Genomic DNA, 26,134 nt, shown 5'->3' on the forward strand with positions numbered 1-26,134 from the left:
ACGGGGGATGCGCACGGGTGACGATCAGGTACGGCTCCGGCGGAAGAGCCTGCGCAGGCCGTAGAACACGACCAGCGCACCGGCGAAGGTGAGCCCGGCCTTGACCAGGTTGCCGTTCTTCTCGTCATCGGAGAGCTTGCCGTCGGGGCGGTCGGAGTACTCCCCCTTCTTCTTCTGCTCCTTCGCGGTGGCGTCCGGCAGCAGTTCCCCGCCGAGGTCCACCGGCGTCACCTTGGAGCCCGCGCCCTCGGTGCCGTACATGAGCGTGCCGCCGTCGGGGGTGAAGGTGACCGACTCACCCTGCCGCTGGAGCGGCAGTCCCGGCTCCTCCCCGAGCTTCGTCGGCTTGTCGTTCCGCCAGCGGTACTCGGCGGCCGAGAAGTAGCCGCGGAGCACCAGCCGGGTGCCGTCCGGGGAGAACGCCCCGTCCGTGACCTCCAGATCGAGGTCGGAGACCCGCCGGAAGACATTCACCCCCGAGGAGCTCAGCGTGGCCGGTCCGATGTACAGCCCGCCGTCCTCGTCGCTCTTGCTGGCGATGTAGACGCGGCCCGTCCTGGGGTGGACCATCAGCGCCTCGGCATTGCGCGGCCCGCCCTGGTACTGGACGGTGAACTGGGTCGCGGTGACGGTGGTGTCCTTCAGCTGCTTCGGCTCGGGGAACCGGTAGATCCACACGTGGGACCACTGGCCGCCCAGGTTGTCGCCGATATCGCCGACGTAGACATTGCCGTCCGGCCCTATCGAGATCGCTTCCACATCGCGGGGACTTCCTATGCCGCGCAGGGTGACCCGCGCGACCGTCTTCCCGGTCCGGCCGTCGACGGCGTAGACGTACGGCCCGTCCGAACTGTCGTTGTGCGTCCAGTAGACGCCAGGGTGGAGACGGCTCGCGGCGAGGCCACTGGACTCGGTGATCCGTGGATCCTCGATCGTGAAGGGAGACGGCGACGACGACGAGCCGGCGGCGGCCGGGGCGGCAGCGGCGGCCGGGGCGGCAGCGGCGGCCGGGGCAGCCGGGGCGGCAGCGGACACGGCCAGCAGCGCGGCGGCGCCGAGTACGAACGGAAGCGGACGCATGGGCCCAAGCCTGCCATCCCGCCGGGGGCGTCAGGTGCCGGAACCACGCCGCGGGACGCCCTCCGGCCACGCATGACCTCCGGGATAACGGGCAGATAACGTCTGCCAATTATTCGCGGGAGCGGAGAAGCCGAAATAACCCGGAGATTATTTGATCTCATCCGGGGATTATTTCGGCGAGAAATTTATCGGTCATTGACGGCATAGCGGGCGGCGGCATTGCGATACAGAAAGGCCCCCCTTACGGTCTCTGCTCATGAGCGAATACAGCCAGTCCTCCTATGCGCAGACCGCACCTCCCACGCATTCCGCAGGAGCCCCGAACGGCGGTGCCGCACCGGCCGCGCCGTCCAAGAAGATCGCGATCTTCGGGATCGTCGGCTCGGTGATCGCGCTGGTCGGCTCCCTGGTGAACTGGGTGGTCTCCGACGCCGAGGGCGCCACCGGGGGCATCAAGGGCATCGACGGCGACGGCATCATCACGCTGATCGTCGCCTTGGTCGCGGCCGTCCTGTTCATCGCCGCCATGGCCACCAAGAAGGCGGTGATCTACCTGGTCAGCGCGGTTGCGGGGCTCGCCATGGCGATCGTCGCGGGCCTCAACATCTCGGACCCCGAGCGGCTGGTCGTCCAGAAGATGACGGACGAGGAGGGGGTGTCGCAGAGCGTCGCGGAGAAGGCGGCGGAGCAGGCCGCGAAGCTGTACGACATGACCGCGGGGCCGGGGCTCTACATGGTCCTGATCGGCGCGCTGCTGGCTCTGGCCCTCGGCGTCTTCGGCTTCATGAAGGCCCGCGCCGCCCGGTAATCGCCTTCGGCGATTCAGCCGGACCCATCATGCCCGCTTTTTGACCGCACGGGGGGCCAAAAAGCGGGCCTTCGGGTTTTCTGCGGGGCGTGGGGAATTCACGGAGGGGGCGGTGAGGGATTTCCGCGGAATCCCTCGGGGAATTTTCGTCCTGATGGCCGCCGATATCCCGGGCTCGCTCCACCCGATTCCGGCCCTCGATTTCGGCCTTCGATTCCGGCCCCCTTGATTAGAGCGCACTCCAACGGCTTGGCTGACCCCATGGAGTACACACAGCTCGGACGCACAGGTCTCAAGGTCAGCCGGATCGTTCTCGGCACCATGAACTTCGGTCCGCAGACCGAGGAGGCCGACAGCCACTCGATCATGGATGCGGCGCTCGACGCCGGCATCAACTTCTTCGACACCGCCAATGTGTACGGCTGGGGCGAGAACAAGGGCCGCACCGAGGAGATCATCGGGAGCTGGTTCGCCCAGGGTGGCGGGCGGCGCGAGAAGACGGTCCTCGCGACCAAGGTGTACGCGAACATGGCCGCGGACGATGTGGCCTGGCCGAATACCGACAAGCTCTCGGCCGTCAACATCCGCCGGTCCGTGGACGCCAGCCTCAAGCGGCTCGGCACGGACTACATCGACCTCTACCAGTTCCACCACGTGGACCGCTCCACCCCGTGGGACGAGGTCTGGCAGGCCATCGACGTCCTCGTCCAGCAGGGCAAGATCATCTACGCCGGTTCCTCCAACCACGCGGGCTGGCACATCGCCCAGGCCAATGAGACCGCGTCCCGCCGCGGCTCGTACGGGCTGGTCAGCGAGCAGTGCCTGTACAACCTGGCCGAACGCCGCGCCGAGATGGAGGTCATCCCGGCCGCGCAAGAGTACGGCCTGGGCGTCATCCCCTGGTCGCCACTGCACGGCGGGCTGCTCGGCGGCGCGATCCGCAAGGAGCGTGAGGGCGGCGGCTCGCGCACCACATCCGGCCGCAGCGGCGACGCGCTGAAGAACACCAAGGTGCGCGAACAGATCCAGCGGTACGAGGACCTGCTGGACAAGCACGGTATCGAGCCCGGCGAGGCGGCCCTGGCCTGGCTGCTCACCCGGCCCGGGGTAACCGGTCCGATCGTGGGCCCGCGCACGGCCGAGCAGCTGGCGTCGGCGCTGCGCGCCGCCGAGCTGAAGCTCAGCGAGGAACTGCTGGCCGAGCTGGACGAGATCTTCCCGGGGCCGGGGCCGTCGCCCGAGGCGTTCGCCTGGTAGCGGGGAGGCTCCGCCTGGTCAGCGTGGTCGACGGGCGTGGAGGAGGCGTGGGCCGTGCGCGGCCCACGCCTCGCTTCGCTCCCGTCTCAGCCTCCTAGGGCGGCCGCCGCGGCGACGACGACGAGAATCAGCACCAGCGCGCCGCTCATGATCATGTTCCGGGTCTTGGGGTCCACACCCCGAGACTAGCCGGACCGCTCAGTGCCCCAGCGGCCAGGCCGCCACCACCTCGTAGCGCGGCTGCCGCCCGGGGACACCCGGGGCCGGTGGATGGCTGCGCACCAGGCTGAGCTCCCGCACGGTCCACTCCCGGCCGGCGAAGTCCGCGAGCCGCTCGGCGTACGGCGCGAGGCTGAGGCCGGCGGTGCCGTGGCGTGCGGAGCCGTGGCGTGCGGAGCGGGCGCGCGCGATGGTCAGATGCGGATGGTACGGGCGGGGCCGGTCCATCGGGATGCCGGCCCGCCGGCCCCCCGCGGCGGCGGAGTCGGCCAGCCCCCGCAGGGTCTCGCTGTCGCCGTCGACGCCCACCCACACCACGCGGTCGTCGAACCGGCCCCCGCGGGCGAGCCGCAGCTCGTGGGGGCGGTGCCGGTGGGCGGCGCGGGCCAGCCGGGTGTGCAGCTCGGGCAGCACCTCCTCGGCCACCTCCCCGTAGAAGGCGAGCGTGAAGTGCCAGCCCTCCCGCTCGGTCCAGCGCAACCCGTCCGCCCCCGGCAGCGCCCGGAGTGCCTCGACTCGCGCGGCCAGCTCGGCGACGACGGGGTCCGGCGGCAACACGGCGGCGAAGAGTCTCACCCGCCCAGTCTCCCTCACGGGGTGCCGCCTTCGCGGCACGGACAGCGGGGCCGGGGTTGCCGCGGGGGCGGCGTTGCCCGGGTACGGGGTTGCCGCGGGGGGCGGGGTTGCCCGGGGACGGGGGTGCCCCGGGGGGACGGGGTTGCCCCGGGGGGACGGGGTTGCCCGGGGGCGGGTGCCGGGGGCGGGGCCTCCGGTGCGGCGCCCTGGACCGCATATTTACGGCGCCGGTGCCCGGGGGCGTGGGGTGGGCCGGAGATTGGCGCCACAAATATGCGACAGCGTCCAGGACACCACCCCTCCGACCCCGCCCCCTCCCGTCTCGTCGGCGGCTACCCCTCCGGTGGCCCCGCAACGCCAGCCCGGCGGCAGGTCCGCCCGGCGGCGCCGGGGACGGGGTGGTGTGGGACCGACCCCGCCCCTTCCCGCCTCGTCGACACCTCCCCGCCGGTGGCCCCATACGCCTGCCCGGCGGCAGGTCACCGTCTCATCGGCGCCTGCCCGCCGGTGGCCCCGCACGCCAGCCCGACGGCAAGTCCGCCCGGCGGCGCGGGCACCGGGTGAGGTGGGACCGACCCCGCCCCCTCCCGTCTCGTCGGCGCCTGCCCGCCCGGTGGCCCCGCACGCCAGCCCGACGGCGCGGGGGCCGCCGCCTCACGGCTCATCGGCGCCTGCCCGCCGGTGGCCCCGGACGCCAGCCCGGCGGCAGGTCTGCCCGGCGGCGCGGGCACCGGGTGGGCCCGACCCCGCCCCCTCACGGCTCATCGGCGGCTACCCCTCCGGTGGCCCCGCACGCCAGCCCGGCGGCAAGTCCCCCCGGCGGCGCGGGGCCGCCACCTCACGGCTCATCGACGCCTGCCCGCCGGTGGCCCCGCACGCCAGCCCGGCGGCAGGCCCGTCCGGCGGCGCGGGCACCAGGTGGGGTGGGCCCGACCCCGCCCCTCACGGCTCGTCGGCGCCTGCACGCCGGTGGCCCCGGACGCCTGCCCGGCGGCAGGTCCGCCCGGCGGCGCGGGCACCGGGTGGAATAGGACCGTGGTCCCGGGTGCCTGCCGGGGTCAGGCTGTGGTGGCTAGTTGCTTGTGGTCCTCGGGGGTGCGGGGGACGAAGGCCACGCGGGGATGGCCGCGGCGGAGGTCCAGCTTCAGCCGCAGTCCGCCGGCCCGGACCAGGACCAGGCCCACCGCGACCGCGGCGGCGGCCGAGACCAGACCGCCCGCGGCGAAGCCGATGCGCGCGCCGCAGGTGTCGGTCAGCCAGCCCACCAGCGGGCCGCCGATCGGCGTACCGCCGACGAAGACCATCATGAACAGGCTCATCACCCGGCCCCGCATCGCGGGATCGGTCGCGAGCTGGACGCTGGAGTTCGCGGTCACGTTGAACGTCAGGCTGAAGATCCCGATCGGCACCATGAGCGCCGCGAAGAGCCAGAAGTACGGGGTCGCCGCCGCGACCATCTCCAGCACGCCGAACATCAGCGCGGCCCCGACCAGCAGCCGCCGCCGTGCCACCACGCGCCGGGCGGCGAGCAGTGCACCGGTCACCGAGCCGATCGCTATCAGGGTGTTGAGCAGGCCATACGTACCCGGGCCCGCGTCGAAGACATCGTCGGCGAAGGCGCTCAGCCAGATCGGGAAGTTGAAGCCGAAGGTGCCGATGAAGCCCACTAGCACGATCGGCCAGATGAGATCGGGGTTGCCGGCGACATAGCGCAGCCCCTCCCGCAGCTGCCCCTTGCCGCGCGGCGCCCGCTGGACCTTGTGCAGCTCGCTGGTGCGCATCATCAGCAGCCCGATGAGCGGGGCGCCGAAGGAGAGTCCGTTGATCAGGAAGGCCCAGCCACTGCCCACGGCGGTGATCAGCACACCGGCGACCGCCGGGCCGATCAGCCGGGCGGACTGGAAGTTCGCGGAGTTGAGGCTGACCGCGTTCCGCAGATCCTTGGGGCCGACCATTTCGTTGACGAAGACCTGGCGGGTCGGGTTGTCGACGACGGTGACCATGCCGAGCAGGAACGCGATCAGATAGACGTGCCAGACCTGCACATGGCCGCTGAGGGTGAGGGCGGCGAGGGCGAGCCCGCACAGCCCCAGCGCGGTCTGGGTGATCAGCAGCAGCCGGCGCCTGGGACAGCGGTCGGCGATGACCCCGCCGTAGAGGCCGAAGAGCAGCATGGGCAGGAACTGCAGCGCGGTGGTGATACCGACCGCGGTGGAGGAGCCGGTGAGGCTGAGGACCAGCCAGTCCTGGGCGATCCGCGACATCCAGGTGCCGGTGTTGGAGATCATGGCACCGGTCGCGAACAGCCGGTAGTTGCGGACCCTCAGGGAACGGAAGGTGCCGCCCTTGGTACGCCCCCCGGGGTCGTCACCGGTGGCGACGGCGCGGTCGGGGCCGGGTACGGATGCGGAATCTGCGGGGTTCTTCGGTGCGGGTGCGGAGTCTGCTCCGGGTCCCGTACTCAAGTGCGTTCGCCTCCTGGCTGCCTCAGTCATTGCTACATGTGCGCGAGCTTCTCCAGCACGGGCGCGGCGGCGCGCAGCGCGTCCCACTCGTCCTCGGTCAGCTGCCCGACCAGTTCGGTCAGCCAGGCGTTGCGCTTGCGTCGGCTCTCTTCGAGCATGGCCTCTACACGCTCGGTCGGCGAGACGACCTTCTGCCGCCGGTCCTCCGGGTGCGGCTCGAGTCCGACCAGTCCCTTGGCTTCCAGCAGGGCCACGATGCGGGTCATCGAGGGCGGCTGGACGTGCTCCTTACGGGCCAGCTCACCGGGGGTGGCGGAGCCGCACTGGGCCAGGGTGCCCAGGACCGCCATCTCGGTGGGACTGAGCGATTCGTCCACTCGCTGGTGCTTGAGCCGCCGCGACAGACGCATCACTCCGGACCGCAGGGCGTTCACGGCCTCCGCGTCGTCGGGGGGCGCCTCCGCCTTGTGCTGGGGGCGGGACAGATCCGGCATGGTCTTTAGCATAACTCATTACCTCGCCTAATGAAACCCTGGTGACATCCCTATTTCTATTTCACCCGAACGAGTGAGTTGACTTCGGGGAGTAACGTTCGGGTGCGCCACGTCACAGGGCCGCGCAACGCGCGTGAGCGCCCCGGACCTGAGGTGTCCGGGGCGCTCACGGGGGGGTGGGGGACGGCCGGGCGGCTCAGGAGACGCCGAGCGCCTGCTCGATCGGGTTGAGCAGGAAGTACACCAGGAAGCACAGCCCCACCACGCCCAGCAGCCACGGGATCTCCCGGGCCCGCCGGGTGGCGATGCGCAGCAGCAGGAACGCGAGCACGCCCACGCCGATCCCGTTGGTGATGCTGTACGTGAACGGCATCGAGATCATGGTCAGGAAGGCCGGGATCGCGATCGTGGAGTCGCTCCAGTCGATCTCCTTGACGTTCGCCGCCATGATCAGGAAGCCGACGACGACCAGCGCGGGGGTCGCGGCCTGCGAGGGCACCACCTTGGCGAGCGGGGTGCAGACCAGCGAGAGCAGGAAGAGGCCGCCGGTCACCACGTTCGCCAGTCCGGTGCGCGCCCCCTCCCCGACACCCGCCGTGGATTCGACGAAGCAGGTGTTGGCCGAGGCCGAGCCGAAGCCGCCGCCCGCGACCGCGACACCGTCCATCATCAGGATCCGGCCCATGCCCGGCAGCTGCCCGCGTTCGTTGGTCAGCCCGGCCTCCTCGCCGACGCCGATGATCGTGCCCATCGCGTCGAAGAAGCCGGACAGCAGCACGGTGAAGACGAAGAGACAGCCGGTGAGCAGGCCGACCTCACGGAAGCCGCCCCAGAGGTCGACTTGGCCGATGAGGCCGAAGTCCGGGGTGTCGACCACCTTCTCCGGCACCTTGGGGACGGTCAGCCCCCACTGGGCGTCCGGGATGTGCGCCAGGGAGTTGATCACGATCGCGACCACGGTCATGACCACGATGCCGATCAGGATCGCACCGCGCGTCTTGCGGACGATCAGGATGAACGTGAGCGCGAGGCCGAGCACGAACACCAGCACCGGCCAGCCCTGCAGCCGCCCGGCCACCCCCAGGCCCAGGGGGACGGTGGTGTGCGCGGAGTCGGGGTTACGGCTGATGAAGCCGGAGTCGACCAGGCCGATCAGGGCGATGAAGAGCCCGATACCGATCGCGATCGCCCGCCGCAGCCCGCCCGGGATCGCGTCCATCACCCGCTGCCGCAGGCCCGAGGCGACGAGGATCATCAGCACCAGACCCGCGAGCACCACCATGCCCATCGCGTCCGGCCAGCTCATCTTGGGCGCGAGTTGCAGCGAGACCACGGCGTTGATGCCCAGGCCCGCGGCGAGCGCGATGGGGACATTGCCGATGATCCCCATGAGCAGCGTGGTCAGGCCCGCCATCAGGGCGGTCGCGGTGACCAGCTGGCCGTTGTTGAGCTGATCCCCGAACTTGTCCGTACCGGCCCCGAGGATGATCGGGTTCAGCACGATGATGTAGGCCATCGCGAAGAACGTGGCCAGCCCGCCACGGATCTCCCGGGAGACCGAGGAGCCGCGCTGGCTGATCTTGAAGAACTTGTCGATGCCGTTGGCAGGGGGAGCCGGAGTCTGCTTGCTCGCGTCGACCGGCGCGCTGGCCGAGGGGGACATGAAGAACCTCAGTGGTGGTGAACGTCAGCGGCGGGCCTCTTGGAGGATCGAACGAGACATTCCACCCAGACCCGGAAGTATTCAGTATGAAACTATAAACGGCCGACCGCCAAACCCATCCGGTACGGTCCCGGACGGACCCGCCACCGGCCCCCTTAAGCTGTGGCCATGACGAAGTGGACCCCCAGGCACGAGGCGCCGGAGCCCCTTGAGGGCAATGTCGTGGCCACGATCACCGGCGGCACGATCGTGTGGTTCGTCCTCTTCCTCGTCCAGCTCCCCTTCTACCGCTGGTACGACGAGCACGGACACCTGTGGTGGCTGTGGACCTGCCTGGCCGGCGGCGGCCTCGGTCTGATCGGCGTCTGGTACGTGCGCGCCCGGGACGCGGCGATCCGCGGCTCGCGGAACGGGAACGAGAGCGGCTGACGCGACCGCCGTACGCGCGCACCGGATTGCCCATCGACGGCGCGGCGCCGGACCGTCGCCGTTCCCGGTGACGATCCGGCGCCCCGGCCTGGTGTGCGGGCGCGCTCCCCTCCCGGCGCGCCCGCTCACCCGTCTGCGGTGCGCGCGGAGGACGCACAGAAGATGAGGGCCCCGCCGCGGGGACGCGCGGGCGGAGCCGGATGGGACAACTGTACGATCTTCACGGCTCGTTCACAATGTTGCGGAACCCTCACGGCGCGCACTTTGTTCGGGAACTACCGCCTTATAGGCGTCAACTCACCAGTAATGTGAGGGATATGACCGGTAACCGCTTTCGTGCCGATGAAATCGACACCAGCAAGCCGCACTCGGCCCGCATGTACGACTACTTCCTGGGCGGCAAGACCCACTACGCGGTCGACACCCAGGCGGCCGAACAGGTCGAGGCCGTCTGGCCCGACGTCAAGCCGTGGACCCGCGCCAACCGGTCATTCATGCACCGCGCGACCCGCTGGCTCGCGGCCGAGGCGGGCATACGGCAGTTCCTGGACATCGGCACCGGCATCCCCACCGAGCCCAATCTCCACCAGGTGGCCCAGAAGGTCGCCCCGTCGTCCCGGGTCGTCTACGCGGACAACGACCCCATCGTGCTGGCCTACGCCCAGGCCCTGTTGCTCTCCACGCCCGAGGGCCGCACCGCGTACATCCACGCGGACGTCACCGAGCCCCAGACGATCCTGACCGCCGAAGAGCTGACCGACACCCTCGACCTGTCCCGGCCGATCGCCCTGTCGCTCAATGCGATCATGCACTTCATCGCGGATGAGCGGAAGCCGTACGACATCGTCGGACAACTGGTCGAGGCCCTGGCACCGGGCAGTTATCTGGTGCTCTCGCACGGAGCGCTCGACCCCCGCCCCGGAGTCTCGGACGCGGTGACCAACCTCTACCGCGGCAGCGGCATCCATGTGCAGGGGCGCGACCAGGAGGAGATCCTCGCGTTCTTCGACGGGCTGGAGCTGGTCGATCCGGGCGTGGTGATGCCGCACCGCTGGAAGCCCGAGACCGAGCAGGCCAGGGCCGACGCGGAGGCCCTGGACCTGTGGATCTTCGCGGGTGTGGCCCGCAAGCCCTGACCCGGCAGCGCCCGTGCGTCCGTCAGTCGAACCAGCGGGCCCGCGCCAGCTCCTCCGTACGGGTCAGATCCTCCAGCAGCGCCGCCACCTCGAACCGGCGCGACCAGTGACCGGACGCCCAGGCCAGACCGGCCGCGACACCCTCGACCGTCGAGGCGTGCAGAGTGCCGTCCACATACCGCCAGTCCAGCTCGACCTCGCCGCCCCCCTCGGCCTCGATCAGCAGCTCCTCGTGCTCGACGTACGACAGCGGGGCGCCCGGGAGGAGTTCGCGGACCGCTTCCGGCACCTCGTGCGGATCGCCCGGTGAGGTGACCCGCGCCGGATACGTCTCGCTCAGCCGCCGCACCTGGAACAGCTCCGCCAACTCCGCCGCCCGCGTGGGGCGTACGGGCAGCAGCGCACGGCCGTCCGCCTCGGCCAGCGGCATCAGGTCGGGGGCGTCCGCGACCAGCGCCTCGCCCGCGTCGACCACCACCGGCTCGCCGCTCACCACGGCCCGCACCTCGTCGGGCAGGGTGACCTGCTCGGGGTCCAGCTCGGCCAACTGGCTGTAGAGGGCGTGCAGCTGGGCGGGGGTCACCTCGCGGTCCGGGTCGGCGAGGCGGGCCAGCAGCTCGGCGGCACCGCCCGGTTCGTCCAGCAGCGCCGCGACGGAGGTCCGCACCCCCAGCGCGCGCAGCACCTGCTCGTCCTCGAACCCGGCCGCGTCCACCGACTCGTACAGCCCGGTCAGCAGCGGATCGCCGCCGGCCGCGCGCAGCCCGGCGGGGCGGCGGCCGTCCAGCACCGGATGGCCACGCAGCCACCACGCGGTGTACGAGCGCACCGTCTCGGTCGTGCCGTCCGGCAGCAGCACCCGCACCGGCGCGGTCAGCGCGTCGCGCAGCGGCGGCTGGGCGAGCATGGCGAGCGCCGTCGGCCAGGCGTCGTCGTCGACGAGGTCCAGGTCCCGTACGGCGACGATCTCGGTGGCCACCGGCGGCACCGGCGTCTCCGGCAGCCGGTCCAGCGCGTCCTCGCACCACACGTCGACGGCGTCCAGCACACCGACGTCGTCCGGTTCGGCGAAGTCGCCCTCGCGCGGTTCCAGTTCATCCGGGTCCAGCACCACATCGGTGGCCCTGACCAGGGTGAAGCCCGCCAGCACACCGACGGCGGCCAGCGGCTGCTCGCCCCAGCGCTCGGCCAGCTCGGCGTCGCACGCGGCCAGTTCGCCCTCCCGCATCACCTGCTCGAAGGCGCTGCCGGGGAAGACCAGTTCACCGGCCGGGGCCAGTTCCCCGTCCTCGTCCGGCAGTGCGAGCGCGGCCAGCCACGGCTCGTCACCGGGGGTCAGCCGGGCCTGCTGGACCAGGCCGAGAACGGTGTCGGCCAGCGTGTCGGCGTCCAGCGCCGCGCCCAGCGCCGCGCCGTCCTCCGCGAACGGGTCGTACTCGTCCTCCGCCTCCAGCGAATGCGCGACGGCGGCCCGCACCTGCGGGGTGGTCAGCACGGCGCGGGGGGTGGCCGGGGTCGCGCCGAGCTTCTCCAGGAGCGGATGGGCGGCGTCCGGATGTGCGACTTTCAGGCCGAGACGGGCGAGGGTGCGATGCGTATCGCCGACCGTGCCGGCCCCCGCCGCCCCGGTCCCGGTCTCCCCGGTCTCGATCCCCGCGGTCACGGCGGTTTCGGTGACACCGGTAGTGCCCAGGTCCCCGTCGGCCTCGCCGGGCAGCGGCAGCAGCACCTGCCGCGGCCCGATCGTCGTCCGGCCGTCCGCCAGCGGCACCGGCAGCCCGCTGAGCCGGTCCGGGTCGATCCCGCCCAGCGAGTCGTACAGCCGCCGCCACCAGGCCGGGGTGCGCTCCACGCCCGCGAGCCGGTCGATCAGCTCCCCCAGCGGCACCCGGGCCACGCCCAGCACCCGCAGCTCCGCCCGGCGCTCAAGACCCGCGGGCAGCAGCGTCGGGAACAGCTCGGCCAGCACCTCCACCGTCTCCGCGCCCGCGCCCTCGACGATCTCGGCGTCCCGGGGGCGCAGCGCGTACGGCTCGCCCTCGAAGCCGCCGCGGGCCAGCACGTCGTCGTCCCAGTCGACGGCGGCGGGAGCCGACGGGGCGGCGGCCGCGGGCGGCTCCCCCGCCGCCGGGCCGCCCTGGGCGGCGTCCGGGCCCAGCGCGTCCGGCGACCCGAGCCAGCCCACGACGCCCTCGGGGCCCGCGCCCGCCGCCGGCGCGGCGGCGCTGGGCAGGAAGGGCACCCTCGGCAGCCGCTCCAGCACCCGCCCGCGCAGCTCCCCGTCCAGCTCGCCCCGGCCCAGCTGGCCCGGGACCAGGCCGATCGTGCCGACCGACACCGGATGCCAGTCGCGCAGCAGCGTCGCGTACGCCTCGGCCGCGCGCTCCACCAGGAAGTCCGTGAGCGGCCCGGGGGCGGTGTGCCGGCGGGTGGGCTCCAGCGGGAAGGACCCGATCAGCAGCGCGGGCATGCCCAGCGGCTCATCGGTCGGCGTCGGGGCGTGGACCACCGGGGCGGTCGTGGGCCGCACCGGCGCGCCCTCCTCGTCCACCGGAACCGCCCAGGTCACCGACCACACCGGGCGCAGCCGCTCCTCCACCGGGCGGTCGGCGAGCAGCTCGGGGTCCAGCCGCCCACCGGCGCTCTCGGTGCGCCAGCGCATCGCACCGCCCGTACCCGCCGTACCGCCCGTACCGCTCCGGCCGCTGTCCTCGACGACGGTGTACGGGCCCTCCTGGCGGCGGCGCAGCGTCCGGGTGCCCTCGGCGGTCTCGACCACGACCTCGGCCAGGCCGGGCAGGGTGAGCAGCAGCGCGTCGTCGATCCCGGCCAGCAGCCGCTCCGCCACGTCCAGGGCGGCGCCGTCGCGCAGCGGCAGCACCACGACCGTGTCATAGCCGTCCGGCGCGGTCCCCTCGGCGGGCAGCGGCAGCCGCAGCAGCGGTACGTGGCCGTCGCGGCGGCGCAGCTCGTCGGCGAGGCCGGGGCTGGTCTCGGCGGTCCGCCGGGTCAGCTCCCGCGCCTCGGCCAGCGACCAGCGCACCCCGCCGGTGCGGCCCACGACCGCGGGCTCGTCGCTCACCGCGAGCACCGCCGCGAAGCCGACGCCGAACCGCCCCACGGCGCTCTCCGGCTCGTCCCGCTTGGCCGACGCCCGCAGGGTGGACAGCGACTCGACCCCGGCCGCGTCCAGCGGCATCCCGGTGTTGGCGGCGGCCAGCACGGCGGGCTCGCCGTCGGTGGCCGGCCGCAGGGTCAGCCGGAGCCGTCCGGGCACCCCGGCGCGGGCGGCGGCGTCCGCCGCGTTCTGGGCCAGCTCGACGACCAGCCGGTCGCGGTGACCGCCCAGCGCGAGGTCCTCCTCGGCGTTGGCGTCCTCCCGGAACCTGGCGGGCGACGCGGCCCAGGCGTCCAGCACGCCGCGCCGCAGCCCCGCGGTCCCGAACGGGTCCGCGTCCTCGGTCGCGCCTCGCACCATCGCCGTGCTGCTCACGTCTCGCCTCCGGAGTTCCTGGTCGGGGTCCGTCCCGCGCTAGGGCTCCACACCGCCGAGTCCCCCACGGTGCGGCTCGGCCCACCGCGCTCGCCGTTCCCTCGCGTGTCGCCCTTGCTAGCCGCGAACGTACCGCGATCCGCCGCCGAACGACGCCTCGGGCCCCACCCGACCGTCCCCACCCGACCGGATGGCCGCTACCGACGGCGGCCGAACGCGGCCCAGCAGCACGACGGCGGGACTGGCGGGGCGAAACGGACGGCGTGCGGACGGAACGACGGAACGGGCGGCACGAAGCGGGAGGCGAACCGCCTCAGCTGTGGCCCAGTTCCTCCGGCGGGGTGTCCGGTTCGACGGAGCCGCTCAGCCGGTCCGGGTGGAGGGGGAGCGGTTCCACGACGGTTTCGTCGACCACGGGCGGCGCCGGACGCGGGGGCTTGGGCATGACGGCCGCCTCGGAGTGGGCGCCGCAGCCGTACGCGAGGGAGACGACGCGGCCGTCCGCCGGGCTGAACTCATTCGCGCACACCCCGAACGCCTGCCCCAGCGAGCCACCGAGGGGCACCAGGAAGCCGCAGGTCGCGCACGTGCCGGGGGCCGCCTGGGCCATGGGCGCCTTGGCGCCGAACGACTCCTCCCACCGGTCGGCCGCCACATGGAGGCCGTAACGGGACAGCACCCGGGCGCGGCGCATGCCCAGTTCCTCGGCGACGGCCGCGATCGAGCCGGTCGTGGGCGGGATCGCCTGGGTGGCGGGGGCACCGGCCGTCACATCGGCCTCCTCCACCGCCGCGAGCTGCTGCATCTCCTCCGAGACGACCGAGTTGGGCGGCGGGGCGTCCTCGCCCGAGTAGCCCGGCTCCAGGCGCAGGTCGTCGGCCTCGGTGGGGAGCAGATCGCCCGGCCCCATGTCGCCGGGGCGCAGCCGCTCGCTCCAGGGCACCCACTCCGGCGCGAGCAGCGCGTCGGGGCCGGGGAGCAGCACCGTCTCGTCCAGCGTGACGGTCTTCGCCCGGGAGGCGCGGGTCACGGTGACCGCCCAGCGCCAGCCGCGATAGCCCGGCTCGTCGTTCTCGAAGAGGTGCGTGACCACGCGGTCGCCTTCGGCGACGGCGCCCAGATACTCGCCGACCTTCCCCGGGTGGGCGGCTTCCATGGCCGCCTCTCGGGCGAGTTCGACCGCCTCGGCGCACAGGCGGTCGGGGGTACGGCTTCGCATCGCACTCACAGGATCGATTCTCTCTTCCACGCCGTCGCAGCCGTCTGACCTGGTGCGCCAGCCGTACAGCCAGAACGCGGGACCGCGGACGGAGCGGACCACGGGACCGCGTCGACGTCCGCGCCCTTCCGTCCTTCGGGCGCACCTTGTACGTCCCATTCTGCGGGATGGCTACTCGGCGCACGGCCAGGAACGACCGTCGGTGGCGCGGTTACGCACGCTACCTTGTCCGGCCGCGCCGCCCCTACCCCCGTCTCACGCCCGGCTCCCGCTCCGGCGCCGTGCGGCCCCTGCCCGCCCGGCCCGGCGGCGCCGCATTTCCGCTGGACAGAGGGGTGTTGTCGGTCCTCGCCGACGGCGCTGCCAGCCGGAAAGCCGTCGAAGGTCTGACGCCGGAGCCGCGTTGGCTGCACCATGGTCGAGTGGCAGGAAAGCGATGGCACGGCGGCGGCCCGATCCAACGGTCGGGCCGTTGGATCGGCCATGCGCTCCGTTTTCCGTTCACCGCCACCGGCCGGGGCATCCGCCGGGCCACCCATGCCCATGGGGCCGGGGAGTCGGGGCTGGGCAAGCTGATCGAGCTGCACGCGGTGAACTCCGCGGGCGACATGCTGGTCACCGTCGCGCTCGCCTCCACGATCTTCTTCTCGGTCCCGACCGACCAGGCCCGCGGCCGGGTCGCGCTCTACCTGGTCATCACCATGGCGCCGTTCGCGCTGCTCGCCCCCGTCGTCGGCCCGCTCCTGGACCGCCTCCCGCACGGCCGCCGGGCGGCGATGGCGGGCTCGATGCTGACCCGTACGGTGCTCGCGCTGACGATGGCGGGCGCGGTGGCGGGCGGCGGCCTCGAACTGTATCCGGCGGCGCTGGGCGTGCTGGTGGCGTCCAAGGCGTACGGAGTCATCCGCTCCGCGGTCGTGCCACGGCTGCTGCCACCCCACTTCTCGCTGGTCAAGGCCAACTCGCGGGTCACGCTGGGCGGGCTGCTGGCCACCGGCGCGGCGGCCCCGCTGGGGGCCGGGCTGCATCAGATCGGGCCGAGCTGGCCGCTGTACGGGGCGTGTGCGATCTTCTCGCTGGGCGGGTTCCTGTCGTTCACCCTGCCGCACAAGGTGGACTCCTCGACGGGTGAGGCCAGGGCGCAGCTGACCTCCGGCCAGCGCCATCCGCATCTGCCGGTGACGGTGCGCAATCCCAAGGCCAGGGTCGGCGGGGCCCGGAACGCCTTCCACGTCTTCTCCCTGAACGTCTTCCGGAGCGTCTTCCCCCGGAACGTCTTCCGCCGGAACGTCTTCCGCCGGAACGCCCACGTCCGGCACGCCCACGTCCGGCACGCCTGGCGGAGCGTCCTGTGGCGGAACGCGTTCTTCCGGCGCGCCTTCTGGCGGAACCGGTCCGGGCGGCCCGGCCTCCGCACGGTCGGCCCCTCCGTCCTGCACGCCCTCCAGGCATGTGCCGCGCTGAAGACCCTGTCCGGCTTCCTCACCCTCTTCCTCGCCTTCCTCCTCCGCGACCAGCCGGTGGGCGGGCTCGGCCCCGAGGTCTCGCTCGGCCTGGCCGCGGTCTGCGCGGGCGGCGGCAACGCGCTGGGCACCGCGATCGGCGCCTGGCTGCGGGCGCGCGGCCCGGAGCGGATCATCGCGGTGGTGCTGAGCTCCGCCCTCGCCGTGATCATCGTGTCGGCGGCCTTCTACGGAGCGGTGGCGGTCGCCGCCGTGGCCGCCACCGCGGGCATCTCCCAGGCGCTGGGCAAGCTGTCGCTGGACGCGCTGATCCAGCGCGACGTCCCGGAGGAGGTCCGCACCTCCGCGTTCTCCCGCTCCGAGACGACGCTCCAGATGGCGTGGGTCGTGGGCGGCGCCATCGGCATCGTGCTGCCGCTGCACGGGGTGCTGGGGATGGCGGCCGCCTCGGCGGTGGTGGCGCTGGGCGCGGCGTTGAGCGTCCGGGGACTGCTGAGCGCCTCCCGGCAGGGGGCGCCGTACCCACGGGTGGCGTGAGGCGGCCCGCCGTGCCGCACCCCCGCGCGAGGCGACCGGGGCGGCCAGATAGCCTGCCAGCATGACCGCTGCGTTGTTTTCCAGGGGCAAGGGCCGCCGCGCCGTCACCGCCGCCTGTGCCGTGTCCCTCGGGCTCGTCGCCCTCTCCGCCTGCGACAAGCCGACCCCGCTGGCGACGGTGACGGTCGGTTCGGACACCGTGACGGCCGAGGCGAGCGACGGCTGCTACGGCGACGGCAAGGACCTGAGCTCGGCGAAGTTCAAGTCGTGCCTGTCCGCCACCCCCGAAAAGACGATCAAGGTCGCCGCCGGGGAGAAGGTGCGGATCGGAGTGGACCCCGAGATCGCCGACTCCAGCTGGGGCCTGATCGCCAACAACCCGGTCATGGCCGAGGCGAGCAAGGAGACGTACCGCAGCTTCGACAGCGACACGCTCTTCGCCAAGCAGAACCCGCAGACCGGTCAGACCACGCTCGAGAAGAAGGTCACGATCACCATCGCCGAGCTGGGCAAGAGCAGCCAGGGCGTCAAGGGCATCTGGCGCTTCACCCTCGAACGGGACTCCTGACGAGCGGGACTCCTGACGGGACTCCTGAGCCCACAGTGGTCGGGACAGCCGTGGCAGCTGTGACAAGGGAAAGCCACCCATGCGCGTACTGATCGTCACGGCCGTATCCGCCGAACGGGATGCCGTGGTGCGGGGCGTCGGCGCCACGGCCCCCGAGGTGGCCGAACTCCCCGTCCCCGGCGGAGTGCTCCACCGGCTGAGCCCGGCGCCGCCCGCCGGGCCGCCGCTCACCGTGGACGTGCTGGCCGCTGGGGTCGGCCCGGCCGCCGCGGCGGCCGGAACCGCCGCCGCCCTCACCGCGGCCGCGATCGCCCACACCCCCTACGACCTCGCTGTATCGGCCGGTATCGGCGGCGGCTTCGGCACCGCCCGGCCCGGTGCCGTGCGGCTCGGCTCCGTCGTGGTCGCCGACGCGATCGTCGCCGCCGACCTGGGCGCCGAGACCCCCGACGGCTTCACCGCCGTCACCGACCTGGGCTTCGGAACCGTCGAACACCTCCCGCCCGCCCCGCTCGTCGCCGCCGTCGCCGAGGCGACGGACGCCGTGCGCGGCACCGTGCTCACCGTGTCGACCGTGACCGGAAGCGCCGAACGGGCCACCGAGCTGCTGCGCCGCCATCCGCGCGCCGCCGCCGAAGCCATGGAGGGCTTCGGCGTGGCGGAGGCCGCGGCGGCCCAGTCCGTGCCCGTCCTGGAGGTACGGGCGGTCTCCAACGCCGTCGGCCCGCGCGACCGCGCGGCCTGGCGGATCCGGGAGGCGCTCGACGCCCTCACGGGCGCCTTCGGGACCCTCGCCCCCCGCCTCGGCACCTGGACCTGGACCTCGGACCCGGAAGGAACCGGCAGTGACTGAGCCCCTGAAGATCGCGTACTCCCCGTGCCCGAACGACACCTTCGTCTTCCACGCCTGGGCCCACGGCCGCGTCCCCGGCGCGCCCGCGCTCGACGTCACCTTCGCCGACATCGACATCACCAACGGGATGGCGGAGCGCGGTGAGTTCGATGTGCTGAAGGTGTCGTACGCCGTACTGCCGTGGGTGCTGGACGACTACGCGCTGCTGCCCTGCGGCGGGGCGCTCGGTCGCGGCTGCGGACCGCTGGTGCTCACCCGGGACCCCGGTGACGGGACGGAGCTCACCGCGAAGGACCTGGCGGGGAAGACGGTCGCGGTGCCGAGCGAGCGTTCGACCGCGTATCTGCTCTTCCGGCTGTGGGCCGCCGCCGAGGTGCCGGGCGGGGTCGGCGAGATCAAGGTGCTGCCGTTCCACGCGATCATGCCGGCGGTACGGGACGGCGAGGTCGACGCCGGACTCGTCATCCACGAAGCCCGGTTCACCTATCAGAATTACGGGCTGCACTGCCTGGCTGACATGGGTGAGCACTGGGAGCGGACCACCGGACTGCCGATCCCGCTCGGCGCGATCATCGCCAAGCGCTCACTGGGCGCCGAGCGGCTGCGGGAGCTCGCCGACGCCACCCGGACGTCGGTACGGATGGCCTGGGACGACCCGGAGGCATCGCGCGCCTATGTCCTGGAGCACGCCCAGGAGATGGACCCGGCCGTCGCCGATCAGCACATCGGGCTGTACGTGAACGAGTTCACCGCCGACCTGGGCGAGAACGGCTACGCCGCGGTGCGCGGGCTGCTCACCCGCGCGGCGGCCGAGGGGCTGGTACCGCCCCTCGGCCCCGGAGCACTGGATGCGGCCTGATCACGTCACGGCATACGCGTAGCCGGTCAGGTCATACGTCGAGCTGGTCGGCCACGGCCCGCAGCATGCCCGCGATCTTGTGGCCGTGCGCCTTGTCCGGATAGCGGCCGCGCTCGAGCTGCTGCGTCACGTTCTCCAGCAGGGTGGTCAGGTCCTGGACGATCGACGCCAACTCGTCCGGCTTGCGCCGCTGGGCGGCCGCTACGGAGGGGGTCGGCTCGAGGACGGTGACGGACAGTGCCTGATCTCCGCGGTTTCCGGCCACCACGCCGAATTCCACGCGCTGCCCCGGCTTCAGTGCGTCGACGCCTTCCGGGAGCACCGACGAGTGCACGAAGACGTCGCCGCCGTCGTCGCGGGAGAGAAAGCCGAAGCCCTTCTCACTGTTGAACCACTTGACCTTGCCGGTAGGCACGTCTGTCTCGTCCTCGTCGCTCGTCGGAAAACACGGAAAAAAAGCTCTGGATAGCACTAGAGCGGGTCGTAAGACCCGCCACCACCAAGGCTAATGGTCCGGAGCCTGGTGACAAGACGTACCCGGGTGGTTCCTATGCGCGCTCTGGCACGGATCTACCCTGGTGCGGTGAGCAATGAAACCCCGCACAGTGGAACCTCCTCGCCCCGCTCCCGCGGGGAGGGAGCCGCCCCCGGCGACCGGCTCATCCGGTCCGGCGTCATCGTCTTCGCCGTCGGAGCGGTGGCCACGCTCGTCACCATCGCGCCGCTCTTCCTGGGCGCCGATCCGCTGCCCTCGGTGGCGTACTTCGTGTGCATGCTGATGGGCGTCGGCTTCCTCCTCGCCGCCGCCGGGCTGCTGCGGTCCATCGCGGCACAGCGGCGGGAGGCCGCGGCCGCTCGGGCCGCCGCCCATACCGCCCCGTCCATACCTCCGTCCGGGTGAATACCGCCGTCCGGGTGCATCAGCCCCGGTGATCCTCCGGATCGATCAGCTTCCCGTGTGACCGTCCATGCCGCCCGCTGTGTGTCCCGCTATGTGACCCTCCAGCCACGTGGGGAACGCCGTCAGATCGTCCAGGACGACATCGGCGCCGGCCGCGCGCAGCTCGTCCGCCGCGCAGGGCCCGGTGGCGACCGCCACGGACAGCGCACCGGCCGTACGGGCGCCCCGTACGTCACCCGTGTGATCCCCGACGTACACCGTCGCCCCGTACTCCCGCAGCGCCTCCGCCTTGGCCTCGGCCCACAGCCAGCCGATGACCGCGTCCGCCTCGATGCCCAGGTGGCTCAGGTGCAGCTTGGCGTTGGGCTCGTGCTTCGCGGTGACCACGATGGCGCGGCCCCCCGCCCGCCGCACGGCCTCGATCGCCTCGCGGGCCCCCGCCATGGCGGGGGTGGGCGCGATCGCGTAGTCCGGGTACAGCTCCCGGTAGAGCTCGCTCATCTCCTCGATGCGCTCATCGGGGAACCAGTGCACCAGCTCCTGCTCCAGCGGCGGGCCGAGCCGGGTGACGGCGAGGTCGGCGTCCACGTAGGTGCCGGTCCGGGCCGACAGGGCCTCGTACGTCGCCTTGATGCCCGGACGGGAGTCGATCAGGGTCATGTCGAGGTCGAACCCGACGGTCACGGTGTGTGACGCTGCGTCCGAGGCGAGATGCGGATCGGTGTTCGGGTCGGTGGTAGTGGCGGTGGGCACGGCGGAGTACGAAGACATGACCGTCATTGTGCCTTGGCCGGCCCGTGCACTCAGCGTCACCTCGGCCTCTCTGCGGTGGCCATGCTTCGTGGCCCAACGCCCCCGCCCCTCGTATCAGCCCTTGCGCCGCGAACGCCACAGCAGGAACAGCACCGAAGCGGCGGCCGCGCCCCGGACGATGAACGGCCAGGTCTCGATCACCGCGTCCTTCATTCCGTGCTCGGGGATCGGCTCGCCCCACTTGCCGACGGACCGTCCCCACAGCCAGAGCACGCCCCCGGCCACGACCAGACCGGGCAGGCCCAGCGCGGCCCACTTCGCCGCGGCCGGGGAGCGCCGGTAGGTGCCGTAGTACGCGATCACCCAGCCGAAGCCGATCAGGACGATGTTGCCCAGGGCGGCGCCTGCCACGAGGAGCCCGACCGCCACCAGCAGCACCGGGCCGAGCCCGGTCAGCCAGGTGACGCCGCCCCCGCCCTCGGGCCGGCCGGCCGCCTTACCGGGCCCGAGCAGCACACGGCGCAGCGGGCCGCGCGGCTTGCCCCCGGCCTTGCCCTTGGCCTGGGCCTCGGCCTGCGCCCCCGCCGCGGCCTGGGCCTCGGCGGCCGCCTCCGCCGCCTTCTCCTCGGCCTCCCGCCGCTCCTCGCGCTGCCGCTCGGCCGTCTTGCCGCCTCCGAGCAGTTCGGGAATCTCGATCCCGCCGGTGAACCCCTCGACCGAGCCGTACTGCGCGTCCCGCCGCTCGGGCTGCGCGAACGGCCCCGGCTCCACATGCCACCAGTCCATGTTGGACTCGCGCGGGCTCAGTTCGTCCTCACCCGCGAGGTGGGGCGGCGAGGCGGCGTTGGGCGACGGCCCGGCGGGGGTGGCGGGCCTCGGCTTGATCAGGGAGGGGGCGCCGTCGCCGTTCTGGCTGCCGCTGGGGCCGCCGTTCTGGCCCACGCCGGTCGCCCCCGGGGCGTTCTCCTCGCGCGGCGCGGGCACCTTACCGGTGAGTCCGCTGCTCTTGGCGAGCCCGGCCAGCTTGTCGCGGGCCGCCCGAGCCGCCCCGGCGGCTCCGCGCGGCGGCGCACCACCGGCCGTGCCGCCGGTTTCCGCGCCAGGGTCAGCGCCCGACCCCGCTCCCGGGTCGGGGGGCCGGCCGCCCGCGGCTGCCACCACATCGGCCGGCGAGCCCAGCTTGGACAGAATCCGCTTCACCCCGGCCGGGCTGTCCGATCCCCCGGTCGCCCGGCGATGGTCGATGTCGGCGCGCAGTCCGGAGACCAGCCGCATGCGTTCACCGGACGACAGACCCTGCTGCTGAGCCAGGTCACCGACACGGCTCAGATAGTCGTAGACGAGCTTCTCGCTCTCGATCCCCACCAAGACCCCTGAGAATGCGCACGGTCGGCGTATCAGTCGGCTCCGACGGTACCGCGCGGAACCGGAATCCCGCCGCACCCCCTGTGTTCCGCACCCCGCGGGTACTGTGGATCGAATGAGCAGTTCATGGAATCGGGAGGCATGAGGTGCCCGAAGAGACCAGCTCGCGCAACCGGGAGGCATGAGGTGCCCGCAGAGACCGGCCGAGGGGGCGGCGGCCCACGGGACATCGGCACACGGGACGACGGCCTCCAAGACCTCGGCCGCCAGGACCGGAACCGCGACGACCACAGCCGCGCCGATCGCGGCCGTGGGGCGCCGCGCACCCTCGCCGAGGAGCTGCGCACCCGGCCCGACGACGCCCTCGCCGCCCTGCTGCGCGCCCGCCCCGATCTGCTCTCCCCGGTGCCGAACGACCTCACCCAGCTCGCCACCCGGGCCGGCACCCGCGCCTCGGTCGTACGGGCCGTGGAGCGGCTCGACCGGTTCGCCCTCCAGACCGCCGAGGCCCTGGCGATCGCGCCCGACCCGTGCCCGTACGAAACGCTGCGGGATCTGCTGACGGGCGATGCGGACGCGACCGGAGCCGACGGCCCCGGCGCCGGGCCGGACGCCGGAGAGCGCGCGGCCATCGTGGCCGAGCTGCCGCGTGCCGTGGCCACTCTGCGCGACCAGGCCCTCGTCTGGGGCGGGGACGACCGGCTGCGCCTCGTCCGCACCGCCCGCGAGCTGCTCGCCCCGTCCCCCACCTCACCCTCTCCCACCGGTCTCGGCCCGACCGTCCAGGAGGCCACGTCCGGGATGTCGCCGGGCCGGCTTCAGGAGCTGCTGGCGGGTGCCGGGCTGCCGCCCACGCACGATCCGGTGACGGCGGTGGCGGCCCTGACCGGGCTGTTCCAGGACCGCGCCCGGATGGCGGCGCTGCTCGACGGGGCGCCGGCGGCCGCGACGACCGTGCTGGCCAAGCTGACCTGGGGACCGCCGTACGGGGAGGCGTCCGTCTCCTCGCCGACCCCGCCCGTCGGCTGGCTGCTGGACCGCGGACTGCTGCTGCCGTCCGGGCCGCGCAATGTGGTGCTGCCCCGCGAGGTCGCCCTGCATCTGCGCGGCGGCCGGGCGCACCGCGCCCCCGAGCCGCTGGCCCCGCCGCTCTCGCCCGTCACCGAGCGCGATCCACAGGCTGTGGACAACGCCGCGGCGGGCCAGGCCTTCACCGCGCCGGCCACCGTCGAGGAGTTGCTGGGCCACTGGGAGAGCGCCGGACCGCCGGTGCTGCGCGCGGGCGGGCTCAGCGTCCGCGACCTCAAGCGGACCGCCGTGGCACTCGACGTGTCCGAACCGGTGGCCGCCTTCTGGATCGAGCTGGCGTACGCGGCCGGACTGGTGGCCTCCGACGGCGAGACCGACGAGCGCTACGCCCCCACCCCCGCCTACGACGACTGGCTGCGGCTGCCCGCCGAGGAGCGCTGGGCCCGGCTCGCCGCCGCCTGGCTGCCCGCGACCCGTACGGCGGGGCTGGTCGGCGGCCGGGACGGCAGGGGCCGCACCCTCGCCGCGCTCGGCCCGGACCTGGACCGCTCACCGGCTCCCGAGGTCCGCCGCCGGGTCCTCGAACTCCTCGCCACCCTCCCGCCCGGTGCCGCGCCCACCCCCGAGGTGCTGCTCACCCGGCTGCGGTGGGAGCGACCGGTCGGCCACCGCGGTGCCCCCGCCCCGGGCACCGCCTCGCCCACCGGGGCCGCCGTTGGAGCCTCGCCCACCGGAGCAGGCACCAGCACCGCGGAGGACCTGCGCTCGCGGCTGGCCCGCTGGACCGTGGCCGAGGCCGAGATGCTCGGGATCACTGGCCGGGGCGCGCTGTCCTCCCACGGCCGCGCGCTGCTGGAACGCCACCCGGACGAGCCGTCCGCCGGGGGCGACGCGGCAGCCGCGCACGCCGCGTCGCTGCTCGCGCCGCTGCTCCCCGAACCCCTCGACCACGTCCTGCTCCAGGCCGACCTGACCGCCGTCGCGCCCGGCCCCCTGGAACGGCCGCTCGCCGAGACGCTGGGCGTGCTCGCCGACGTCGAGTCCAAGGGCGGCGCGACCGTCTACCGCTTCACGCCCGAGTCCGTACGCCGTGCGCTGGACGCCGGGCGGACCGCCGACGACGTGCACACCTTCCTCGCCGCGCACTCCCGCACCCCGGTACCGCAGCCGCTCGCGTACCTCGTCGACGACGTGGCCCGTAAGCACGGCCGGCTGCGCATCGGCGCCGCCTCCGCGTATCTGCGCTGCGACGACGACGCGCTGCTCGCCGAGATCCTCGCCGACCGCCGCTCGGCCGGGCTGCGGCTGCGCCGTCTCGCCCCCACCGTGCTGGCCGCCGAGGCACCGCCGGACATGCTGCTGGAGGGGTTGCGGGCGATGGGGTACGCCCCCGCGGCCGAGTCCGCCGAGGGCGATGTGCTGGTCACCCGCCCGGAGGCCCAGCGCACCCCGCCCCGTACGCCGCCCGTCCCGGTCCCGGAGGGCCCGCCGGTGCCCAACGCCGCCCTGCTGGGCGCCGCGGTGCGCGCCATCCGCGCCGGGGACCTCGCCGCGACCGCACCGCACAAACCGGTGGCCGGGTCCGGAGCCGGACCGGGTTCCGAGGCCGGGGCCGGTACTGGGGCCGGGGCCGAGGCTGGGTCGGGTTCCGGGGCAGGGGCGGGGTCGGGTTCCGGGGCCGGTTCCGCCGCCGCCGGCGACCGGCTGCCCCGCACCACCTCCGCCGACACCCTCGCCACCATGCAGGCCGCGGCCCTGACCGGCTCCAACGTGTGGATCGGCTACGTCAACGCCGACGGCGCCGCCTCCCAGCGCGTGATCGCCCCGGTCCGGGTCGAGGGCGGCTTCGTCACGGCGTACGACCACACGGCCGACGAGGTCCGTACGTACCCCCTGCACCGCATCACCGGCGCCGCCGAACTGGCCGAGGACGCGACCTAGGCACAGGGCATGGCATAGGCACAGGGCATGGCGTGGCCGTGGGCCGGCCCGCCGCGCGGGTCAGGCGGCAGGCGGCCGCTGGGTCCACCGGTGCCACCAGTGGTGGCGGCGGGGGTGCAGGGCGCGGCCCAGCCGGCGGCCGACCACCACATAGCCGAGCAGAGCGCCCGTGGTGTTGAGGATGACGTCGTCGATGTCGAAGGCCCGGCCCTCGACGATGAGCCCCTGAGCGGTCTCGACGGCCACCATCACCAGGGCCGTCACCACCACCACCCGCACCGCGCCCCGCGCCTTGGGCACCAACATGGGCAACAGCACCCCGAAGGGCACGCCGAGCAGCACATTGCCGCCGATCTGCTTCACGGTGTCCCGGAAGGCGGGCTGATCCAGGTAGGTGCGCAGCGACTGCCCCGGACGCAGATTGGTGTGGACGAGGTCGACGGAACCGGGCGAGGGCACGAGCGTAGCCTTGGCGAGCCCCACCGCGAAGCCGACCATGCAGACGAACGCCAGCAGCAACACCAGCGCCCGCGCCACGCGCGAGCCGAACGAGTCACGCTGAAGGGGCGCCTTCGCCGGGGCGTCCTGCGGTTCCGGGACGCTCGTCGCCCGGTCCTCCCCGGTCCTGGGCATGGCGGCGGGCCGAGTCTTGGCGGCCTGGGCCTTAGCCGTCTGGGCTTTCGCCGTCTGGGGTTTCGCGGTCCGGGACCGCTTCGTCATGGCCCCGGTCGTCCGCGGCCCCTTCCTCGTCGCGCCGGTCGTCTTCTGATCGCCGCTCTTCTGCCGCTCGCCGGTCTTCGTCTGCGCTCCGGTCTCCTTCTGGGACCCGGTCTTCCGCCGAGCGCTCGTCGTCCGTGAGCCTTCTCGCGGCTGCTTCTCCGCCGTCCGTTTCGTCCGCCGGATCTCCCATCCAGCGATGTTGATCACAGGGACTCCCTCCCGCCCGCGGCTCTGTCGTCGCCGCTCCGTCGGTCCGTGTCCGTCTTCGCCGCTTGCCCGTAGCCGCGGGGAGTATCCCTGTGGCTC

The 26,134-nt window shown here is 73.2% G+C and carries 21 protein-coding genes; 10 read left to right on the forward strand and 11 right to left on the reverse strand.

The window, feature by feature from the left end:
* Positions 1-24 precede the first annotated feature (24 nt).
* A complete protein-coding gene (locus tag PS467_RS18805; RefSeq protein ID WP_311036260.1) occupies positions 25-1,080 on the reverse strand; it encodes a hypothetical protein in 1,056 nt (351 codons plus the stop codon).
* 256 nt (positions 1,081-1,336) lie between these two features.
* On the opposite strand from PS467_RS18805, the gene PS467_RS18810 reads away from it, so the two are divergent.
* Positions 1,337-1,888: a hypothetical protein gene (locus PS467_RS18810; RefSeq protein WP_311036261.1), complete on the forward strand. Its 552-nt coding sequence runs from the start codon at positions 1,337-1,339 to the stop codon at positions 1,886-1,888.
* 261 nt (positions 1,889-2,149) lie between these two features.
* Positions 2,150-3,145, forward strand: coding sequence for an aldo/keto reductase (locus tag PS467_RS18815; RefSeq protein WP_311036262.1), 996 nt, complete (start codon positions 2,150-2,152; stop codon positions 3,143-3,145).
* A gap of 198 nt (positions 3,146-3,343) precedes the next feature.
* On the opposite strand, the gene thpR is transcribed toward PS467_RS18815, so the two are convergent.
* The 4 genes from thpR to PS467_RS18835 all read right to left on the reverse strand — a co-directional run bounded on the left by thpR (position 3,344) and on the right by PS467_RS18835 (position 8,562).
* Positions 3,344-3,940, reverse strand: coding sequence for an RNA 2',3'-cyclic phosphodiesterase (gene thpR, locus PS467_RS18820; protein WP_311036263.1), 597 nt, complete (start codon positions 3,938-3,940; stop codon positions 3,344-3,346).
* Positions 3,941-4,998: 1,058 nt separating this feature from the next.
* Positions 4,999-6,405, reverse strand: coding sequence for an MFS transporter (locus tag PS467_RS18825; RefSeq protein ID WP_311036264.1), 1,407 nt, complete (start codon positions 6,403-6,405; stop codon positions 4,999-5,001).
* A gap of 32 nt (positions 6,406-6,437) precedes the next feature.
* A complete protein-coding gene (locus tag PS467_RS18830; protein ID WP_311036265.1) occupies positions 6,438-6,899 on the reverse strand; it encodes a MarR family winged helix-turn-helix transcriptional regulator in 462 nt (153 codons plus the stop codon).
* Positions 6,900-7,095: 196 nt separating this feature from the next.
* Positions 7,096-8,562: an NCS2 family permease gene (locus PS467_RS18835; RefSeq protein ID WP_311036266.1), complete on the reverse strand. Its 1,467-nt coding sequence runs from the start codon at positions 8,560-8,562 to the stop codon at positions 7,096-7,098.
* 168 nt (positions 8,563-8,730) lie between these two features.
* On the opposite strand from PS467_RS18835, the gene PS467_RS18840 reads away from it, so the two are divergent.
* Both PS467_RS18840 and PS467_RS18845 read left to right on the forward strand, forming a co-directional pair.
* Positions 8,731-8,991: a DUF2530 domain-containing protein gene (locus PS467_RS18840; protein ID WP_268972742.1), complete on the forward strand. Its 261-nt coding sequence runs from the start codon at positions 8,731-8,733 to the stop codon at positions 8,989-8,991.
* Between the two features lie 317 nt (positions 8,992-9,308).
* Positions 9,309-10,127, forward strand: coding sequence for an SAM-dependent methyltransferase (locus PS467_RS18845; RefSeq protein WP_311036267.1), 819 nt, complete (start codon positions 9,309-9,311; stop codon positions 10,125-10,127).
* Between the two features lie 22 nt (positions 10,128-10,149).
* Here the strand turns inward: PS467_RS18845 and PS467_RS18850 are convergent, their stop codons facing one another.
* Both PS467_RS18850 and PS467_RS18855 read right to left on the reverse strand, forming a co-directional pair.
* Positions 10,150-13,605: a sacsin N-terminal ATP-binding-like domain-containing protein gene (locus tag PS467_RS18850; RefSeq protein ID WP_311039907.1), complete on the reverse strand. Its 3,456-nt coding sequence runs from the start codon at positions 13,603-13,605 to the stop codon at positions 10,150-10,152.
* 328 nt (positions 13,606-13,933) lie between these two features.
* The gene (locus tag PS467_RS18855; RefSeq protein WP_311039908.1) at positions 13,934-14,839 is read right to left on the reverse strand and encodes a DUF3027 domain-containing protein; all 906 of its coding nucleotides are present in this window, start codon (positions 14,837-14,839) and stop codon (positions 13,934-13,936) included.
* 422 nt (positions 14,840-15,261) lie between these two features.
* On the opposite strand from PS467_RS18855, the gene PS467_RS18860 reads away from it, so the two are divergent.
* The 4 genes from PS467_RS18860 (at position 15,262) to PS467_RS18875 (ending at position 19,119) form a co-directional block, all read left to right on the forward strand.
* The gene (locus tag PS467_RS18860; RefSeq protein ID WP_311036268.1) at positions 15,262-16,839 is read left to right on the forward strand and encodes an MFS transporter; all 1,578 of its coding nucleotides are present in this window, start codon (positions 15,262-15,264) and stop codon (positions 16,837-16,839) included.
* A 61-nt stretch (positions 16,840-16,900) separates the two neighbouring features.
* Complete coding sequence (locus PS467_RS18865; protein ID WP_311036269.1) at positions 16,901-17,407, forward strand: hypothetical protein; 507 nt, start codon at positions 16,901-16,903, stop codon at positions 17,405-17,407.
* A 79-nt stretch (positions 17,408-17,486) separates the two neighbouring features.
* A complete protein-coding gene (locus PS467_RS18870; protein WP_311036270.1) occupies positions 17,487-18,260 on the forward strand; it encodes a futalosine hydrolase in 774 nt (257 codons plus the stop codon).
* A complete protein-coding gene (locus PS467_RS18875; protein WP_311036271.1) occupies positions 18,253-19,119 on the forward strand; it encodes a 1,4-dihydroxy-6-naphtoate synthase in 867 nt (288 codons plus the stop codon). Before PS467_RS18870 ends, PS467_RS18875 begins: the two co-directional genes overlap by 8 nt.
* A gap of 31 nt (positions 19,120-19,150) precedes the next feature.
* Here PS467_RS18875 and PS467_RS18880 read toward each other — a convergent pair whose 3' ends face one another.
* Complete coding sequence (locus tag PS467_RS18880; RefSeq protein WP_311036272.1) at positions 19,151-19,534, reverse strand: cold-shock protein; 384 nt, start codon at positions 19,532-19,534, stop codon at positions 19,151-19,153.
* A 168-nt stretch (positions 19,535-19,702) separates the two neighbouring features.
* On the opposite strand from PS467_RS18880, the gene PS467_RS18885 reads away from it, so the two are divergent.
* Entirely contained in the window at positions 19,703-20,020 is a 318-nt protein-coding gene (locus PS467_RS18885) for a hypothetical protein (RefSeq protein WP_311036273.1), read from the forward strand.
* Between the two features lie 45 nt (positions 20,021-20,065).
* Here the strand turns inward: PS467_RS18885 and PS467_RS18890 are convergent, their stop codons facing one another.
* Both PS467_RS18890 and PS467_RS18895 read right to left on the reverse strand, forming a co-directional pair.
* On the reverse strand, positions 20,066-20,800 hold the full coding sequence (locus PS467_RS18890) for an HAD family hydrolase (RefSeq protein ID WP_311036274.1): 735 nt from the start codon (positions 20,798-20,800) through the stop codon (positions 20,066-20,068).
* A gap of 87 nt (positions 20,801-20,887) precedes the next feature.
* The gene (locus PS467_RS18895; RefSeq protein WP_311036275.1) at positions 20,888-22,138 is read right to left on the reverse strand and encodes a hypothetical protein; all 1,251 of its coding nucleotides are present in this window, start codon (positions 22,136-22,138) and stop codon (positions 20,888-20,890) included.
* A 186-nt stretch (positions 22,139-22,324) separates the two neighbouring features.
* Between PS467_RS18895 and PS467_RS18900 the strand changes: the two genes are divergently transcribed.
* Entirely contained in the window at positions 22,325-25,108 is a 2,784-nt protein-coding gene (locus PS467_RS18900) for a helicase C-terminal domain-containing protein (protein WP_432280607.1), read from the forward strand.
* 60 nt (positions 25,109-25,168) lie between these two features.
* Here PS467_RS18900 and PS467_RS18905 read toward each other — a convergent pair whose 3' ends face one another.
* Positions 25,169-25,828, reverse strand: coding sequence for a VanZ family protein (locus tag PS467_RS18905; RefSeq protein ID WP_311036276.1), 660 nt, complete (start codon positions 25,826-25,828; stop codon positions 25,169-25,171).
* Positions 25,829-26,134 lie beyond the last annotated feature (306 nt).

Origin of the sequence: Streptomyces luomodiensis, from assembly GCF_031679605.1 — a bacterium.
GTDB classification, from domain to species: Bacteria; Actinomycetota; Actinomycetes; order Streptomycetales; family Streptomycetaceae; genus Streptomyces; species Streptomyces luomodiensis.

What these genes read in the sequence shown, in the direction of transcription:
- PS467_RS18840 (WP_268972742.1), top strand. Translation starts at nt 8,731, where the DNA reads ATGACGAAGTGGACCCCCAGGCACGAGGCGCCGGAGCCCCTTGAGGGC.
- PS467_RS18830 (WP_311036265.1), bottom strand. Translation starts at nt 6,899, where the DNA reads ATGCCGGATCTGTCCCGCCCCCAGCACAAGGCGGAGGCGCCCCCCGAC.
- PS467_RS18810 (WP_311036261.1), top strand. Translation starts at nt 1,337, where the DNA reads ATGAGCGAATACAGCCAGTCCTCCTATGCGCAGACCGCACCTCCCACG.
- PS467_RS18865 (WP_311036269.1), top strand. Translation starts at nt 16,901, where the DNA reads ATGACCGCTGCGTTGTTTTCCAGGGGCAAGGGCCGCCGCGCCGTCACC.
- PS467_RS18835 (WP_311036266.1), bottom strand. Translation starts at nt 8,562, where the DNA reads ATGTCCCCCTCGGCCAGCGCGCCGGTCGACGCGAGCAAGCAGACTCCG.
- PS467_RS18855 (WP_311039908.1), bottom strand. Translation starts at nt 14,839, where the DNA reads ATGCGAAGCCGTACCCCCGACCGCCTGTGCGCCGAGGCGGTCGAACTC.
- PS467_RS18870 (WP_311036270.1), top strand. Translation starts at nt 17,487, where the DNA reads ATGCGCGTACTGATCGTCACGGCCGTATCCGCCGAACGGGATGCCGTG.
- PS467_RS18850 (WP_311039907.1), bottom strand. Translation starts at nt 13,605, where the DNA reads ATGGTGCGAGGCGCGACCGAGGACGCGGACCCGTTCGGGACCGCGGGG.
- PS467_RS18845 (WP_311036267.1), top strand. Translation starts at nt 9,309, where the DNA reads ATGACCGGTAACCGCTTTCGTGCCGATGAAATCGACACCAGCAAGCCG.
- PS467_RS18805 (WP_311036260.1), bottom strand. Translation starts at nt 1,080, where the DNA reads ATGCGTCCGCTTCCGTTCGTACTCGGCGCCGCCGCGCTGCTGGCCGTG.
- PS467_RS18815 (WP_311036262.1), top strand. Translation starts at nt 2,150, where the DNA reads ATGGAGTACACACAGCTCGGACGCACAGGTCTCAAGGTCAGCCGGATC.
- PS467_RS18905 (WP_311036276.1), bottom strand. Translation starts at nt 25,828, where the DNA reads ATGACGAAGCGGTCCCGGACCGCGAAACCCCAGACGGCGAAAGCCCAG.
- PS467_RS18890 (WP_311036274.1), bottom strand. Translation starts at nt 20,800, where the DNA reads ATGACGGTCATGTCTTCGTACTCCGCCGTGCCCACCGCCACTACCACC.